This window comes from Achromobacter sp. ACM04 (genome assembly GCF_014851465.1).
Lineage (GTDB): Bacteria > Pseudomonadota > Gammaproteobacteria > Burkholderiales > Burkholderiaceae_B > Achromobacter > Achromobacter aegrifaciens.
The window spans coordinates 402,472-416,701 of sequence record NZ_JACUZS010000001.1; the positions used below are offsets into that span (position 1 = coordinate 402,472).

Annotated in this window: 12 protein-coding genes and 1 tRNA gene; 9 read left to right on the forward strand and 4 right to left on the reverse strand. The window is 63.4% G+C overall.

Annotated elements, in window-relative coordinates:
• Nucleotides 1–9 precede the first annotated feature (9 nt).
• On the reverse strand, nucleotides 10–1,143 hold the full coding sequence (locus IB259_RS02025; RefSeq protein ID WP_192327292.1) for an ABC transporter substrate-binding protein: 1,134 nt from the start codon (nucleotides 1,141–1,143) through the stop codon (nucleotides 10–12).
• Nucleotides 1,144–1,264: 121 nt separating this feature from the next.
• On the opposite strand from IB259_RS02025, the gene IB259_RS02030 reads away from it, so the two are divergent.
• On the forward strand, nucleotides 1,265–2,221 hold the full coding sequence (locus IB259_RS02030; RefSeq protein ID WP_119449089.1) for a LysR substrate-binding domain-containing protein: 957 nt from the start codon (nucleotides 1,265–1,267) through the stop codon (nucleotides 2,219–2,221).
• 161 nt (nucleotides 2,222–2,382) lie between these two features.
• Nucleotides 2,383–3,096: an autoinducer binding domain-containing protein gene (locus IB259_RS02035; RefSeq protein WP_192327295.1), complete on the forward strand. Its 714-nt coding sequence runs from the start codon at nucleotides 2,383–2,385 to the stop codon at nucleotides 3,094–3,096.
• A 134-nt stretch (nucleotides 3,097–3,230) separates the two neighbouring features.
• On the opposite strand, the gene IB259_RS02040 is transcribed toward IB259_RS02035, so the two are convergent.
• Nucleotides 3,231–3,306: transfer RNA gene (locus IB259_RS02040), tRNA-Ala, on the reverse strand.
• Nucleotides 3,307–3,372: 66 nt separating this feature from the next.
• Nucleotides 3,373–4,155: an exodeoxyribonuclease III gene (gene xth / locus IB259_RS02045; RefSeq protein ID WP_054456551.1), complete on the reverse strand. Its 783-nt coding sequence runs from the start codon at nucleotides 4,153–4,155 to the stop codon at nucleotides 3,373–3,375.
• 360 nt (nucleotides 4,156–4,515) lie between these two features.
• On the opposite strand from xth, the gene IB259_RS02050 reads away from it, so the two are divergent.
• Nucleotides 4,516–5,037, forward strand: coding sequence for a sigma-70 family RNA polymerase sigma factor (locus IB259_RS02050; RefSeq protein ID WP_175162606.1), 522 nt, complete (start codon nucleotides 4,516–4,518; stop codon nucleotides 5,035–5,037).
• A 151-nt stretch (nucleotides 5,038–5,188) separates the two neighbouring features.
• Nucleotides 5,189–5,437: a DUF4880 domain-containing protein gene (locus tag IB259_RS02055; RefSeq protein ID WP_175214466.1), complete on the forward strand. Its 249-nt coding sequence runs from the start codon at nucleotides 5,189–5,191 to the stop codon at nucleotides 5,435–5,437.
• Between the two features lie 430 nt (nucleotides 5,438–5,867).
• On the opposite strand, the gene IB259_RS02060 is transcribed toward IB259_RS02055, so the two are convergent.
• Nucleotides 5,868–8,081 carry a TonB-dependent siderophore receptor gene (locus IB259_RS02060; RefSeq protein WP_225596760.1) on the reverse strand — a complete coding sequence of 738 codons (2,214 nt, stop codon included), beginning with the start codon at nucleotides 8,079–8,081 and terminating at the stop codon, nucleotides 5,868–5,870.
• 248 nt (nucleotides 8,082–8,329) lie between these two features.
• Here IB259_RS02060 and IB259_RS02065 point away from each other — a divergent pair, with 248 nt between their 5' ends.
• From IB259_RS02065 to IB259_RS02085, 5 genes are all read left to right on the forward strand, one after another.
• Nucleotides 8,330–9,163, forward strand: coding sequence for a N(5)-hydroxyornithine transformylase PvdF (locus tag IB259_RS02065; RefSeq protein ID WP_192327298.1), 834 nt, complete (start codon nucleotides 8,330–8,332; stop codon nucleotides 9,161–9,163).
• Nucleotides 9,164–9,229: 66 nt separating this feature from the next.
• Entirely contained in the window at nucleotides 9,230–11,737 is a 2,508-nt protein-coding gene (locus tag IB259_RS02070) for a penicillin acylase family protein (protein ID WP_225596761.1), read from the forward strand.
• A gap of 126 nt (nucleotides 11,738–11,863) precedes the next feature.
• Nucleotides 11,864–13,525: a cyclic peptide export ABC transporter gene (locus IB259_RS02075; protein WP_192327302.1), complete on the forward strand. Its 1,662-nt coding sequence runs from the start codon at nucleotides 11,864–11,866 to the stop codon at nucleotides 13,523–13,525.
• A 200-nt stretch (nucleotides 13,526–13,725) separates the two neighbouring features.
• A complete protein-coding gene (locus IB259_RS02080; RefSeq protein ID WP_054456554.1) occupies nucleotides 13,726–13,968 on the forward strand; it encodes a hypothetical protein in 243 nt (80 codons plus the stop codon).
• 18 nt (nucleotides 13,969–13,986) lie between these two features.
• Nucleotides 13,987–14,205, forward strand: a complete 219-nt coding sequence (locus IB259_RS02085) for a hypothetical protein (protein WP_125472666.1) — start codon at nucleotides 13,987–13,989, stop codon at nucleotides 14,203–14,205.
• Nucleotides 14,206–14,230: the final 25 nt, after the last annotated feature.

The following is a 14,230-nucleotide window of genomic DNA, read 5'->3' on the forward strand; positions in this document are numbered from 1 at the left end:
AGGGGCGGCTTACGGCAGGAACTGCCAGGCGCCCGAACGGGCCTGCATCAGCACGACGCCGCGCTCGTCCAGTCCGTTGTGGTTGGTGGGCGACATCATGTAGATGCCCTGTGTGCCGACGGTGCCCTGCAGGCTTTCCAGGGCGTCGCGCAGCGCCTGACGGAAGGCCGGGGTGCCAGGCTGGGTGCTCGCCGGAATCTTGGCCACGGCCGCGTCCAGCAACAGATAGGCGTCGTAGGTATATGGCGCGAAGGCGTTGCGAGAGTCGGCGCCGTAGGTCGATTCATACTGCTGGGCGTAACGCGTGGCGACCGGCTTGATTGGGCTGTCCGCGGGCAGCTGTTCCACCACCTGCACGGGCCCGCTGGGCACGATCACGCCATCGACTCCCTTGCCGCCGAGCTTCAGGAAATCCTTGTTGATCACACCATGCGTGTTGTACTGAACGCCCTGATAGCCGCGTTCGCGCAACGACAGATGGGGCAGGGCGCCCGGCGTGCCCGAGCCCCCGACCAGCACCGCGCCCGGATTGAGGGCGACGATCTTCAGCACCTGCGCCGTGACCGAGTTGTCGGTGCGCGCATAGCGTTCGTTGCTGAGCACCTTGATGCCGCGCTTGGCGGCCGATTCCTGCAAGGCGCGGTAGACAGCGTCGCCCCAGGCGTCCGAAAACCCGATGTAGGCCACGCTCTTCACGCCGCGCTTGAGCATGTCGGCGGTCAGCGAGTCCACCATGAGGTCTATGCCGTGGGCCACCACGAAGATCCATTCGGCGCGGTCCGGGCTGACCGCGATGGGCGCCAGCGAGAGTTGCGGCGTGCGGGCTTCGCGGGCGACTTCCGTGACCGCCATCGAGGTTGGCACGTTGCTCGGGCCGATGATGGCGTCCACCTTGTTTTCGGTGATCAGCTTGCGCGCGGTCCTCACCGCGGACGACGGATCGGTCGCATCGTCCAGCGCGATGTACTCCACCGGCTGGCCGCCCAGCGTCTTGGGCAGGAGCGGCACGGTGCTGCGGTACAGCGAACCCATGGAGGCTCCGGGTCCGGTGCTGCTGGCGATCACGCCAATGCGGATGTCGGCGGACGCAGCGGCAGGCGCCAGGGCGCAGGCCAGCGCCAGCGCGGCAAGACGATGAAACATGGCTATTCCCCTTTTTTGAATATCGCCCGACTAGCGGGATGCCCCCAGTATGGGCGTGTCGGCGATAACTGGATAATTGCGGTTCCTTATCAATCGATAACCAACTCACCGACCGCATTCCATGCCGGACATCCCCACTCTGCAGCAGCTGCGATCGCGCCTGCGCATCCGCCACCTGGTCTTGTTGCACGAGCTGGGACGGGTCGGAAATCTGCACCGGGCAGCCGAAGCCATGCACCTTAGCCAGCCCGCGCTGAGCAAGCTCCTGGGCGAGGCCGAGGCGCTGGCAGGGCAGCCCTTGTTCGAGCGTTCGCATCACGGCGTCGCGCCGACCGCGCTGGGCCTGCTGATGATCGATCGCGCGCGTCTGCTGCTGAATGAGCTGGACGCCACGCACGCCGAACTCGCGGCGGCCGCCAACGGCGCGACCGGCAAAGTCCGGGCAGGCATTTTTCCGGTGGTCGCGCACCTGCTGGTGCCGCTTGCGGTGCAAGGCCTGCAAGAAAGCCATCCAGCTCTGCGCATAGAGCTGTCCGAGGGCCTGGAAAAGCAGTTGCTGCCCGCCCTGCGTGCGGGCGAGCTGGACTGCGTCGTGGGACGGCTGGGGGTGGAGGGTGCGGACGCGGATCTGCAATGCGAGATCCTTTACGACGAGGCTACCGCGGTCGTCTGCGGCCCCGCCCATCCGCTGGCCTCGCGCAGCCGCCTGAGCGGCGCCGCGCTGGACAACTGCCGCTGGGTGCTGCCGTCGCGCAACGCCGCGCTCTACAGCATGGTAGCCGCCGCCGTCTCGGCGCGCGGCGCGGGCTTTCCGCAGGTAGCCATCGAATCCAGCGCCATCCTGACCATCGTCTCGTTGTTGCAGCGGACCTCGCTGCTGTCGGCCATCCCGCTGCGTGTGGCGCGCTCTCTGGCGGCAAACGGGCAACTGGCCATCCTGCCGCTGGCCTTGCAGGCGCGGCTGCATCCCGTGGGCATCATGACGCGGCGAGATGCGCGCGCCGCGGCTGCGGCATCGTTGTTCCTGGATGCGCTGCGAGTCGCTGCGACGACGGTGCGCGCCGACGCAAGCGTTTGAATGCCGGCAGTCAATAAATAAAATATAAACAAGTAATCATGTTTGTTTATATTTTGAAATATTTCAGGAGTTTAACTATATTGCGACAGCGGCCTTTTCTTGATTTCAGCCGTGCGATTTTCAAATGATTGCGATGCAAATGCACGGGGACGGAATTCAGAATGAAGCCGTGGGCACAAGACCTTCTATTGGCGACTAATAGCGCAACCACTGAGCAAGCTGTTTTCACGAAGGTGGCAGCCGCTGCATTGGATTTGGGGTTTACTTATTGCGGGTATGCAGTGGGGACGGCCTTGCCGTTTACCAACCCTCAGGTCATCATGATCAGCAATTATCCGACTGTGTGGCAGGAGCGCTACGCGCAGGCGCGTTACGTGGAAGTCGACCCTACCGTAAAACACTGCAGCCAGTCTGCGCTGCCTATCGTCTGGTCGGAGAGGGTGTTTGCCAAAACGCCAGAGCTTTGGGACGAGGCGCAGGCAGCCGGGCTTTGTGTGGGATGGGCCCAGTCGAACCTGGACGCGTACGGAACCGGCGGAATGCTGACGCTGGCCAGGCAGAAGGAGCAACTCTCCGATGAGGAACTGCTCAGCAAGGAATTGCGCATGCGATGGCTGGTGACCGTTGCGCACCTGGCGCTCAGCAGGGTCTTGCTGCCGCGATTTAAATTAACGCCAGATACTCCGCTGACGCGTCGCGAGACCGAAATTCTAAAATGGGCGGCGGACGGCAAGACCAGCAGCGACGTGTCCGAAATACTGGCGATTGCCGAGTCGACGGTCAGATTCCATACGAAAAACGCCATTTCCAAGCTCGGCGCCCGGAATCGGACTGCAGCCGTCGCTCGCGCCGCGTTGCTCGGACTTCTACGATAAGTGGGCGGCGCCTTGGCAGCCAGTCGATTTCCGCACGTTGCGGGATCGAGATTCGGCAGATGCCGGAACCCGGCGCATAAAGCAAGACAGGGCACTACATCGTTAAATGTAGCGCCCTGTCTTGGCGGGAATTTTGGTGGAGCGGAGGAGGATCGAACTCCCGACCTTCGCATTGCGAACGCGACGCTCTCCCAGCTGAGCTACCGCCCCAATGAAGCAAGACCAAGACTATACAGGAATGTTCTTGGCCTGCGCAATATGCCGCCGAACAAAAAATCAGGCGAATGCCAAGGTCGCAACGACCGGGGCGTGATCGGACGGTTGTTCGTTGCGGCGCGGCTCCTTGTCGATGACGCAGGCGGTGCAGCGCTTGACCAGCGGCGCGGACAGAAGGACATGATCGATGCGCAGGCCGGCATTGCGGCGGAACGCGAACTGGCGGTAGTCCCACCAGCTGAAGGATTTCTCCGGTTGCTCGAAAAGGCGGAAGGAATCCGCCAGTCCCAGGTCGAGCAGGGCGCCGAAAGCCTTGCGCTCCGGCTCGGACACCAGCACCTGGCCTTCCCATTTTTCGGGGTTGTGCACGTCTTCGTCGGCCGGCGCGACGTTGTAGTCGCCCAGCACGGCCAGCCGCGGATACTGCTTGATCTCGTCGGCCAGCCAGGCTCGCATGGCTTCGAACCAGTCCAGCTTGTAGGCGTACTTGTCCGAACCCACCGACTGGCCATTGGGACAGTAGGCGCAGACCACGCGCACATCGCCTTCGGGGCTGGGGAAAGTCAGCGCCAGGACGCGCTGCTGCGGATCTTCATACCCGGGAATGTTGCGCACCATCGACGTGCCGGGCACGCGCGAAATGATGGCGACGCCGTTATAGGTTTTCTGGCCCGCCCAGACGGCGTGGTAGCCGGCTTCGGTGAAGGCGGCCTCGGGGAACTTGTCGTCCGTGAGCTTGAGTTCCTGGATACACAGCACGTCGACGGGATTGGCTGCCAGCCAGTCCAGCACCTGCGGCAGGCGCACATTTAGGGAGTTCACGTTCCAGGTGGCTAATTTCATGGTTTTTGTAGACCGTTCATTCATGCGGCTTGCGGCGGCGTCGCCTGCCACGGTCCCGGTTCCAGTTAATCATCTGGCCATACATCCGGGGCGTGGTCGGCGGTCGCCGGGGACAGACGCAGATGATACCGTGGCCGCGCCGCTCGAGCCGGCGGGCTGTCCATTCTGAAGTTGACGTAGAGGCTTTCGAGGCTTCGTGCCGCAAGCAATCTGGAGCAGATTCGAAGCCCTGTAAAAAGCGCCAGGTTAGGGCGAAAACGAGGGCGCGGCGATAGACATTCGATTTTTCATTAATGATAATTGTTCGCAATAAATTGAATTATTACAAGTCACCATAAATCTATGCGCGGAGGCGCTTCAATGTCCATGGGTACGCAGGGAGTGGGGCTTGGAGACATATTCATTACGCATCGGGCGCAGCTTCGTCGCATCGCGCAAAGAATCGTGGGCACGCCGGAGATCGCGGACGAAGTCACGCAAGACGCCTATCTGAAACTCATGGAAGGGGCATGCGCGCGCGATGTCAGCAAACCTTATAGCTATTGTTGCCAAGTGGTTCGCAATCTGGCGTTGGACCACTGTCGCCGTCAGGCCGTCGAATCTACGTATCGCATCTATACCGACGACGGGGAGTTGCCGCAGGTCGCCGGCGGCTGCGTGCCGGACCGGCGCTTCCAGGAGCGGCAGGTGATCGATGCCATTGACCAGATCCTGGGCACCTTGCCGCCCAGGACGCGGCGCGCCTTCGAACTCTACAGGCTCGGTGGTTTGACGCAGCGGGAGGTTGCGCGGCAAATGGGCTGCTCAGCCACGCTTGTGAACTTCATGCTCCGGGATGCCACCGAGGCCGTCGCCAGCTGCCGCGATTTGCTGGAGGCCTGAGCCCGCAGGCATCAGGCTGCGCAGTTGCCCCTTCGGCCAGGTGGGCGCAGGCATGCAGTTTGGACAGCATGTCGTCCCTCAGAGAGGTTATCGTGGATAACCTTTTCCTTTACCATAGCGCCAACCAGCCTTTTAGCCCCCAAGGTAGCCTATGGGCGATGACATCAATTCGAAGCAAGACCCGGTCTGGGATGTTGCCTGGTCCTGGGTGCTGCGCCAGCACGAGCACGATAGTTTCGATGCAACCGACGAAGCCGAGCTGGTGCAATGGCTCGCCGCCGATGCGGCACATCGCCAGGCCTACGACAAGGCTGGCCGCTTGTGGTTGATGGCGGGTCTGGTTCCTTCCGCGAACGATATCGATGTTCCGGGCGCCGAGGACCTCGGCGGCAAGGCCTAGTTTTCAGGCCTGTTCTCGCCACGTCTGCCTCCATTGACGCCATGCCGCCATGCGCGGCTTGCATCTCCTGCCGCGCAGCAAACTCGATCAGCGTGGCATCCGCAAGGATGCGTTTGCATGTGCCCGCGCGCAACCAACGTGTGTAGAGAAGTTCGCCGCGGCGGCAGTCGCTGGCAACAGGGCCCACAGGTAGTCCAAGCTCCAGGCCGAGGCGGCGGCCCGCAAATCGTTGCCCGAGACGTTCAGGTGCGCGGCGTACTGTCGTATCGTGTCGCGAAAAAGCGGGTCGCGGCCCAGCAGGCGCGTAACGGGAACCGCGCCTGCCGGCCATTCAGGGGCGCAGTGCAGTGCCTCTGCGTAGGCCGCCCAGTCACCCTGGAACAACGGGGAAAGCAGGGGAATCATCGCCGCTTTCCGGACATGATGCGGCTCAAAAGCGATACCGTGCGTTGAGCACGACGGTCCGTTCCTGGCCATACTGGCACTGGCTGCCATCGCCGACCGACTGGTAGCAAGTCGCGACATACTCCTTGTCGGCCAGGTTCTGGACGTTCAGCGCGAGGCGCCAGGGTCCCGTGTCGTATTGCAGGGCGGCGTCAAAGAGTGTGAACGACGGCGTTTTCCAGGTGTTGGCTTCGTCGTTGTAGACGGATCCGACATAGCGCACGCCAATCCCGATGCCGAGGCCGCGCAGCACGGAGTCCGGCAGGCGGTAGTTCAACCAGGCCGATGCCATCTGCTTTGGCGTCGCTGTCGGCACCTTGCCCTTATCGGGGCCGTTGCTGTCGGTGATCTTGACGGCGCCATAGGTGTAGGTGGCGATGAGGTCCATGCCGGGGGCCAAGGCCGCTTTTGCTTCCAGTTCGATGCCCCGCGACCGCACGGCGCCGTTCTGTGTCTGATAGTCGGGGTTCGTCGTGTCCACCGTCAGCGCATTGGTCTTGCGCAGGTCGTACAAGGCGACCGTGTACAAGCTGCGTCCGTTGTCGGGGGTGAATTTCAGGCCCACTTCGTATTGCTTGGCTTCCGTAGGCTTGAAGGGCGTATTGTCGGCATCGCGTCCGACGGTCGGCAGGAACGACTCGGCATAGCTGAAATATGGCGTCCAACCCGTGCCGGTGAGATAGCTGATCCCGAGGCGCTTGGTGAACTTGTTGTCTCTCTGCGTGGTATCGGTTTCCGCCAGACGATCGAGGGATCTCAACGTTGTCCAGTCCATGCGTCCACCCAGCGTGATCAGCCAGTGCGGCGTCAATTTGATCTGGTCCTGCACGTACAGCCCGAGTTGACGCAAGCGCTGCTTGGAGTCGTCGAAGTCCGCGATCGGCGACACCGTCACGGGCTGGCCGTACACGGGGTCGTAGATGTCGAGCGGTCCCGTCTCGCCCGTGTAGACCCGCCTGGCATTGTTCTGCCTTTCTGCGTCCAGGCCGAACAGCAACGTGTGCGCGATGCTGCCGGTCTTGACCTGGCCTTCGACCTGCGTGTCTATCGCAATTTGTCGGTTTTCGTCCTTGAACTTGCGTACCTGGCGTTGCATGGTCCTGCCATCGTCCTCCAGGCTGAGCGACATGATGCGACGATAGGTCACGTCGACCTCGGACAAACGCGTGTTCTGGCGCAGGGTCCAGGCGTTGCTCAGCTTGTGCTCGAACAGGTAGCCGACGGCAGCCTGGTCCTGATCGAAGCCCGAATACCCGGGTTCGCCTTCGAGCAGCGACGCGGATTTCCGGGTCGACGCACCGGGCGGTGCATAGCGGAATGCAAACCCGTCGTTGCGATCGCGGAGGAATTCGGACAGCAGCGTCAGCGAGGTGTCCGGGGTCGGTTTCCAGGTAAGCGATGGCGCCAGATAGCGGCGCGTGTTCGAGACTTCGTCACCGCTGGCATACCTGTCCTGCGTGTCCGCGTTCATCCCGAGGCCGATGATCCGATACCGGATCCGTTCCTCTTGGTCCAGCGCGCCGCCCACGTCCACAGCAAGCTGGCGCCGGTCCTCGTTGCCGATCTGGACCTCGATTTCGCGCGGCGAGTCGGCTGCGGGGCGCTTGCTGACGCGGTTCACGATTCCGCCCGCGTCGCCTTTTCCATAAAGCACTGAGGTGGGCCCGCGTAGGACTTCGATGCGTTCCAGACCGTAGGATTCGCTGCGCTGACTCGCAAAGGTGCCTGCGTTGGTGTTCATCCGCAAGCCGTCCTGGTATAGCGACGTGCCGTAGCCCGAGAAACCGCGCAGATTGATCCAGTCGTCTTGTCCGCGGATGTCCGCGCCATACGTCTGGCTGGCCACGCCAGGTACGTAACGCAGCGCCTCGACCACGGACAAGGCGCCACGATCATCCAGCTCGTCTCGGCCGATGACGGAAATGGACTGCGGTACTTCGGTGATCGGCGTGCTGGTCTTGGTGCCGGTAAGGCTGCGTTCGGCAACATAGCCGGACACCGGTCCGGTGGCGGAATCCCGGTCTGCCTCCACTCTTACTGTGGGGAGAGTGACCACGATGTCGGCTTGGCCTGGTTCTTGGGCCAGGGATGTGCCGGTGACGGCGATGGTCAATAGGCCGGCCTGGGCGACGCGCGCTATGGGTGCGAGAGGCCGCGCCGGCGGTTCGCTGTTACGCAGCGGATAGTGGATTCTCATCATTTTGGTTTTGACGGTTGAAATGGCGATGCGTCGGCGGGTAGGTTCGCGAGTTCGCTGGCTGCATCGATGTAGCGAACTAGACGTTGCGCATCGGGTTTTGTTTAGGCGGGCCGAGCCAACTTTTCCCGGGACGTACCGCGGAAGGGCGGGCCGGGAAGTTGCTGCTAAACAAGCGAGTGGTTATTTCGTCTTGTTTGCGTGGCGTGCGGGGTCTTGTGGCTTTTCAAATCTTCTTTCTATTGGCGCAGATGACGAAGACGAAGCTGGTTTACGTTTGGTCCTTGAGAAATGCCGCGGCCGACAGGGCCGGGCAGCACATTGAGTACAAGGGCGGGCGGCGCTATATGAAGTCGCCGCTGGAGTACCTGGCTGAAACCTTGAACGGGACCGAGCTGGGGGATGCCTATTCGTTGGAAGCGGTCATCTTCGACGACGACGAGGGCTCGGTCCGGGACCGCGAGAGCGTGGGGGACTATGGTTTTTCATGGCGGCCCGGCGGGCAATGGTTCTATCCGCCTGCGCTCGAGGCGGGTGGGCGGCGGGTGAACGACCTGCTCTGTTCGGTTCCATCGACCTATCGGCGGCTGCCGCTGGACGCGGCGGACCGGCCCGCTGGTAAGCGCACCTTCGAGGCGCGCCTGCTGGACAAACTGCTGGTCCTGGGCGCCGAACTGGTGGTGCTCGATGGCCTGCTGGTCATACTGGACGAACTGGTGCGCCCTGGTGCGCCGTTCCATCGGAAGATCGTCAACATCCACCCTGGCATCACCAGGATCGAATCACCCTATGAGCGACGGGGAGCCTGCGCGACGCTCGACGCCTTGCATGGGGCTCGCGGACAGAAGGTCGTGGATTGGCAGACCGGCGAAACGAAGCAGGTGCCGGTGGTGGACATGACCGGAGCGTCGTTTCACTACGTCGACAATGGCATCGATTCAGGCGAAGTGATTCTGGACGTGCTCAATACGCGCATCGACCCGCGGGACACGATCCTGGAACTGCGCTGGAACAACTTCAACAACAGCCTGTTTCCGGCCCTGCGCCAGGGGCTGGCGCATATGGCGGCGATGCTGGCGGCATGACGCCTCAGGGCGCCGAAGCCGGATGGTCGGCATCGGCGCGCCATACCTACAGGAAGGATTTGAAGGATGGGCTTCGCGTACCGGTTTGCGGCGAAACGGCGCCAGATCATTGCGTGTGTCTGGAGATTGATGCTGGGCGGTGCGTTGGCGCTGGCCGGCGGCGCCCATGCAAAGGCGGATGAACCTGGAGTTCGAGCGCAAGCAACAGGCGTCGAGATTCGACGCACCACCGATGGTATCCCTCATGTTCGCGCGGAAAGCTGGCTAGGGCTCGGCGTCGGCGTCGGCTACGCGCAGGCCCAGGATGCGCTGTGCACCCTGGCCGAAGCGTTCGTGACCTACGAGGGCAGGCGGGCGTGGTTCTTCGGCGCCGAAGAGCGGCCGGTGCGGGACTCCACCTTCGGGCGGCCGAAGAACGTCGATCTGGATTTTTTCTTTCGCGCCTACGCCGATGGAGAGGTCCTGGCCCGCTATCGGGAGCAGGAGCCGCCCGAACTGAACCAGCTCGTCGAAGGGTTCGCCGCGGGCTACAACCGTTACCTGGCCGATGTCCGCGCCGGTCGGGCGTTGGCGGTCGGCCGTCCTTGTCTGAATCAGCCCTGGGTGCGCGATATTTCGGCGGACGACGTCCATCGGCGCATGTATGCGGCCCAGATCGCCGCCGGTTATGCCAAGTTCGTCACAGAGATGGCCAACTCCAGGCCCGCTGATCCCGCTGCCGTGCCGCAGGAAGGGGCGGGCGGACGCGCCGCGTTGCGCAGCCGGTTGGCTCAAACCATCGGTGCGCAGCCCGGCATCGGCAGCAATGTACTGGCCTTTGGAAGCGCGGCCACCGGCGGCGACGGCGCGGTGCTGTTCGGCAACCCGCACTGGTATTGGGGCGGGCCGGATCGCTTCTACCAGATGCAGCTGACGATTCCTGGGAAGCTCGACGTGGCGGGCGTGGCCTTTCTGGGCTTGCCGATAGTCATGATAGGTTTCAACCGCGATGTGGCCTGGAGCCATACGGTGTCGCAGGCGCGCCGCTTCGGATTGTTCGACCTGGCGCTGGATGCGGCGGATCCGACGCGCTACCTAGTCGACGGCAAGATGGAGGCGATGACGACGCGCGAAGTCGCCGTCGAGGTGCGCGCGGAAGACGGAAGTCAGCGGCGCCTGACGCGTACCTTCTACCGGACCCGATACGGGCCGGTGGTGGATCTGGGCGGACACCACGCGGCATTTGGCTGGGGCACGGCGCACGCCTTGGCGATCCGCGATGTGAACGCCGACAACTTTCGCATCTTTCGCAATTTCTTCTACTGGAACCAGGCGAAGTCGCTGGACGACTTCATCGGCATCCAACGCCGCGAGGCGGCTATTCCCTGGGTCAACACGGTGGCGATAGGTCGTGGCGAGGGGCGTGGGGCCGGCCGGGTCTGGTTTGGAGACGTCGGCGCGGCGCCAAATGTTCCGGATGCGCTGCGCAAAGCGTGCGTCACGGCGCTGGCGGAAGCGTTCGCCAGCGTGGACCCTATCACGCCGGTTCTCGACGGCAGCCGTTCGGATTGCGAATGGCAGTCGGATCCGGCGGCGGCGCAGGCCGGCGCGATGCCGGCTGCGGCAATGCCTTCGCTGCTGCGTGAGGACTATGTGGCGAACATGAACGACAGCTACTGGCTCAGCAATGTCGCCCAGCCGCTGGAGGGATACGCGGCGGTGTTGGGCGGAGAGCGCCAGCCGCTGGGGCTGCGGGGGAGACTGGGGCACCGCATGGCGCTCGACCTGATTCAAGACAAGGCCGAGTCCTCGGAAGCCCTGAGCCGGCGACTGATGCGGGAGGTGCTCGCGCCCAGGAACCATGCCGCCGAGTTGTTCAAGGACGAGGTGCTGGTCCAGGCTTGCGTGCGGTCGGAGGTCGAGCTGGATGCCGATGCGTTGGCGGCTGGGGAGCCGGGAGCATTGCGTAAAGGGGAGTCGGTCTCGCAAAAGGTCGACATAGCGCCAGCGTGCGAAATCCTGCGTCGTTGGCCGAACAAGGCTGATGCGCATGACCGGGGCGCCTTGCTGTGGGAGGCGCTTTGGGCCCGCTTGGAACGGATTCAGGCGGACGATCTTTATGAGGTGGCGTTTGCCAGCGAATCGCCGCTGGAAACTCCTCGCGAGCCGCGCGCGGGGCGGGGCGCGGCGGCCCGGGCATTGGCGGCGACCGTGCTCGAGTTCAGCGACAAGGGTTGGCTGTTGGATGGCGCGCTGGGAACGCGCCGCTTTGTGACCAGCGGCGGGAGACACCTTCCGCTCTATGGCGGATGCGACTCGGCGGGCTATTTCACCGTGGCTTGCAATGAAGATCGCGGTGACCGGATGGGCCCGGACACCCTGGGCAACAGCTATCTTCAGGTCGTGCGTTTCAGCCCGTCCGGCGTGCAGGCGCATACGCTGCTGGCGCACGGCCAGGATGAGAACGCGGTGGCCAACGGTCAGGGCTGGGGGCCCGTGCTGCGGTACGCCCGCAAGGCTTGGCTGTCTTTCCCATTCAATGAGGGGGAGATCGAGCGGGATCCTGCGCTGGAGCGGTTGCGGCTGCTTCCTTGATGCCGTTGGCGCGTCGCTCACGTAAACATATGGCCGCGCCGCTCGTCTAGGTGTAGATGGTTCCCGAAGCCATGGCCGCGCGAGCCGTGCCCGCGTCCCTCTCCATCCCAGTCCGAGGCGATTCCCTTGCTTTCTTACCTGATTCGACAGTCGCGCAAGCTGCTGATGGCCGCGGCATTGGCCAGCATTGCCCAGGGCGTGTGCGGCGTGCTGCTGCTCACTCAGATCAATGCGGCCTTGACCGCGGCCTCTTCGGCGGAGCGCGCGGCGCTGGCATGGCGCTTCGCGGCCTTCGCGGTGGCGGCCATGCTGAGCCAGATGACGGCCTCGGTGCTGTTCGAGCGGTTGAACCAACGCGCCCATGCCGACCTTCGGCGCTTCATCTCGGCGCGGGTTGTCGCCGCGGATTACCGGCGGCTGGAAGAGATCGGCGGTCCCAAGGTGCAATCGGCCCTGTCGGAACACAGCGCGCGGGTGGCCGAGTTCTTTGTGAGCTTTCCGACGATCCTGGTCAACGCCATCATCGTGGCGGGATGCCTGGCCTATATGGCATGGCTATCCTGGCAGGTGTTTCTGGCGGCGGTAGCCGTCATCGGGCTCGGTTCTCTTGGGTACCATCTGGCGCATCTGCGCGCGATCCGGCATTTGGAGGTGGCTTCCAAGGAGCAGGACCGCTTGTTCGGCCATTTCCGTTCGCTGGTGGAGGGGGCCAAGGAACTGCGTCTGCACGCCGTCAAGCGCCGCCGCTTTGCCGACGACGTGTTGGGCCGCTCCATCGAGACCGTGCGACGCGAACGCGCGCTGGGCATGTCGATCTTTCTGGTGTCGTCGGCCTGGGGCAATTTCCTGCTCTACGGCTTTATCGGCTTGACCTTGTTCGCGCTGGTGGGCGATGTGCCCGACCGCGCCAGCGTCATGACCGGCTTCGCGCTGATCTTCGTCTACATCGTGGGGCCCCTGGAAAATCTGTTGATCGCCTTGCCGCGCGCCAATCTGGCTCAGGTGTCGGGTGCGCGCATCGACGAAATCACCTCGCAGCTTGAACATGATGAGGGCGATGGCGCCCCCGCGACTACACCGGGTTTGACGAGGGTGGCGCTGCGGGGCGTTTGTCATCGCTATTACCACGAAGGGGCTGACGACATGTTCACCCTGGGGCCCGTAGACCTGGATTTTTCGCCGGGTCAGATCACCTATCTGGTCGGGGGGAACGGCAGCGGCAAGACCTCGCTGGCCAAACTGCTTGCCGGGCTATATCGGCCGGAGCAGGGCGCCATCCTGCTCAATGGCGAGCCGGTGGACGACCGCAGCCGTGATCGCTATCGCCAGACGTTTTCGGCCATTTTTTCTGACTTTCACCTGTTCGAACATACGCTCGATGCCGCGTCCGCCGAACTGGACGCGCAGGGCAACGCCTTGCTTGAAAAGCTGCGTTTGCAGCACAAGGTGCAGGTGCGCGACGGGGCCTTCACCACGCAAGCCCTGTCGCAGGGGCAGCGCAAGCGCCTGGCCCTGGTGGTCGCGTACCTGGAGAATCGGCCTTTCCTGTTGTTCGACGAATGGGCGGCCGATCAGGACCCGCTGTTCAAGGACGTGTTCTACCGCGAATTGCTGCCGGAGTTGCGGGCCCGCGGCAAGGCGGTGCTGGTGATCTCCCACGACGACCGCTATTTCCATCTGGCCGACCGCCTGATACGGATGGAGAACGGCCAGATCGTGGCAATCGAAACGACGGTTGCGCGCGATCCGGCGACCTTGGCGCCCGCCGAGCTGGCTGCCGCGCAATGAGAGGCAGCCGTTCCTCGGCGCCACCCAGATAGTTTATGTGTGAATTTTTATTTCCACCCGGCGTGGCGTGCTCAGCCAGGGATGATTGCTCCGCGCCGCTGGCGGGGAATACACAAAATGTTCTATTTTTTGCGGTTTTCTAATGCCTGAGAATTGACCCGGCGTCTACGCTCCCTACAGTTCCCTGAACGGAGAGGAGTATGAAGCCCCTTGATTTGGATCAGGTTTCTCCTGGTGTGGCTGTCATGCCTGGCGTCCCCATCGTCGGCTGGTTGCTGGACGGGCCGCAACCCGAGTTCACCGATGTCGTCAGCGTCGCCCGCCAATGGATGGCGGACGGACAGCGCGTGTCAGAAGTGGTGCGGGCGCAGGACTACCGCGCAACGCCCGCGGGGCCTGGGCACATCCTGATGCGCGCCTGCGCCATCGCGGGCCAGCGTTGAGGCGCCGGGGAGAAAACAATGAGAACCGGAGTGATCAGGCTCAACGGGCATCAGCTCGAATACGAACTCAGGCCGCTTGCGTCGCAGCAAGGCTACGAAGCCTGGGTGCGCACCGCGCCAGGCCGCGAATGGACGCGGATAGGCGTGGGCGATTCCGCCTTCGTGAGCGAGGACGCCGCGCTCAAGGGCATCAAGTACGCCGCAGTGGAAATCAGCGCGAGACGATTGCAGGCATAGCGCGCGGCGCGCCGTGTTGGCGCAG

Excerpts from the sequence above, each read along its gene's own strand:
- IB259_RS02025 (WP_192327292.1), bottom strand. The coding sequence starts at position 1,143 with ATGTTTCATCGTCTTGCCGCGCTGGCGCTGGCCTGCGCCCTGGCGCCT.
- IB259_RS02030 (WP_119449089.1), top strand. The coding sequence starts at position 1,265 with ATGCCGGACATCCCCACTCTGCAGCAGCTGCGATCGCGCCTGCGCATC.
- IB259_RS02035 (WP_192327295.1), top strand. The coding sequence starts at position 2,383 with ATGAAGCCGTGGGCACAAGACCTTCTATTGGCGACTAATAGCGCAACC.
- xth (WP_054456551.1), bottom strand. The coding sequence starts at position 4,155 with ATGAAATTAGCCACCTGGAACGTGAACTCCCTAAATGTGCGCCTGCCG.
- IB259_RS02050 (WP_175162606.1), top strand. The coding sequence starts at position 4,516 with ATGTCCATGGGTACGCAGGGAGTGGGGCTTGGAGACATATTCATTACG.
- IB259_RS02055 (WP_175214466.1), top strand. The coding sequence starts at position 5,189 with ATGGGCGATGACATCAATTCGAAGCAAGACCCGGTCTGGGATGTTGCC.
- IB259_RS02060 (WP_225596760.1), bottom strand. The coding sequence starts at position 8,081 with ATGATGAGAATCCACTATCCGCTGCGTAACAGCGAACCGCCGGCGCGG.
- IB259_RS02065 (WP_192327298.1), top strand. The coding sequence starts at position 8,330 with ATGACGAAGACGAAGCTGGTTTACGTTTGGTCCTTGAGAAATGCCGCG.
- IB259_RS02070 (WP_225596761.1), top strand. The coding sequence starts at position 9,230 with ATGGGCTTCGCGTACCGGTTTGCGGCGAAACGGCGCCAGATCATTGCG.
- IB259_RS02080 (WP_054456554.1), top strand. The coding sequence starts at position 13,726 with ATGAAGCCCCTTGATTTGGATCAGGTTTCTCCTGGTGTGGCTGTCATG.
- IB259_RS02085 (WP_125472666.1), top strand. The coding sequence starts at position 13,987 with ATGAGAACCGGAGTGATCAGGCTCAACGGGCATCAGCTCGAATACGAA.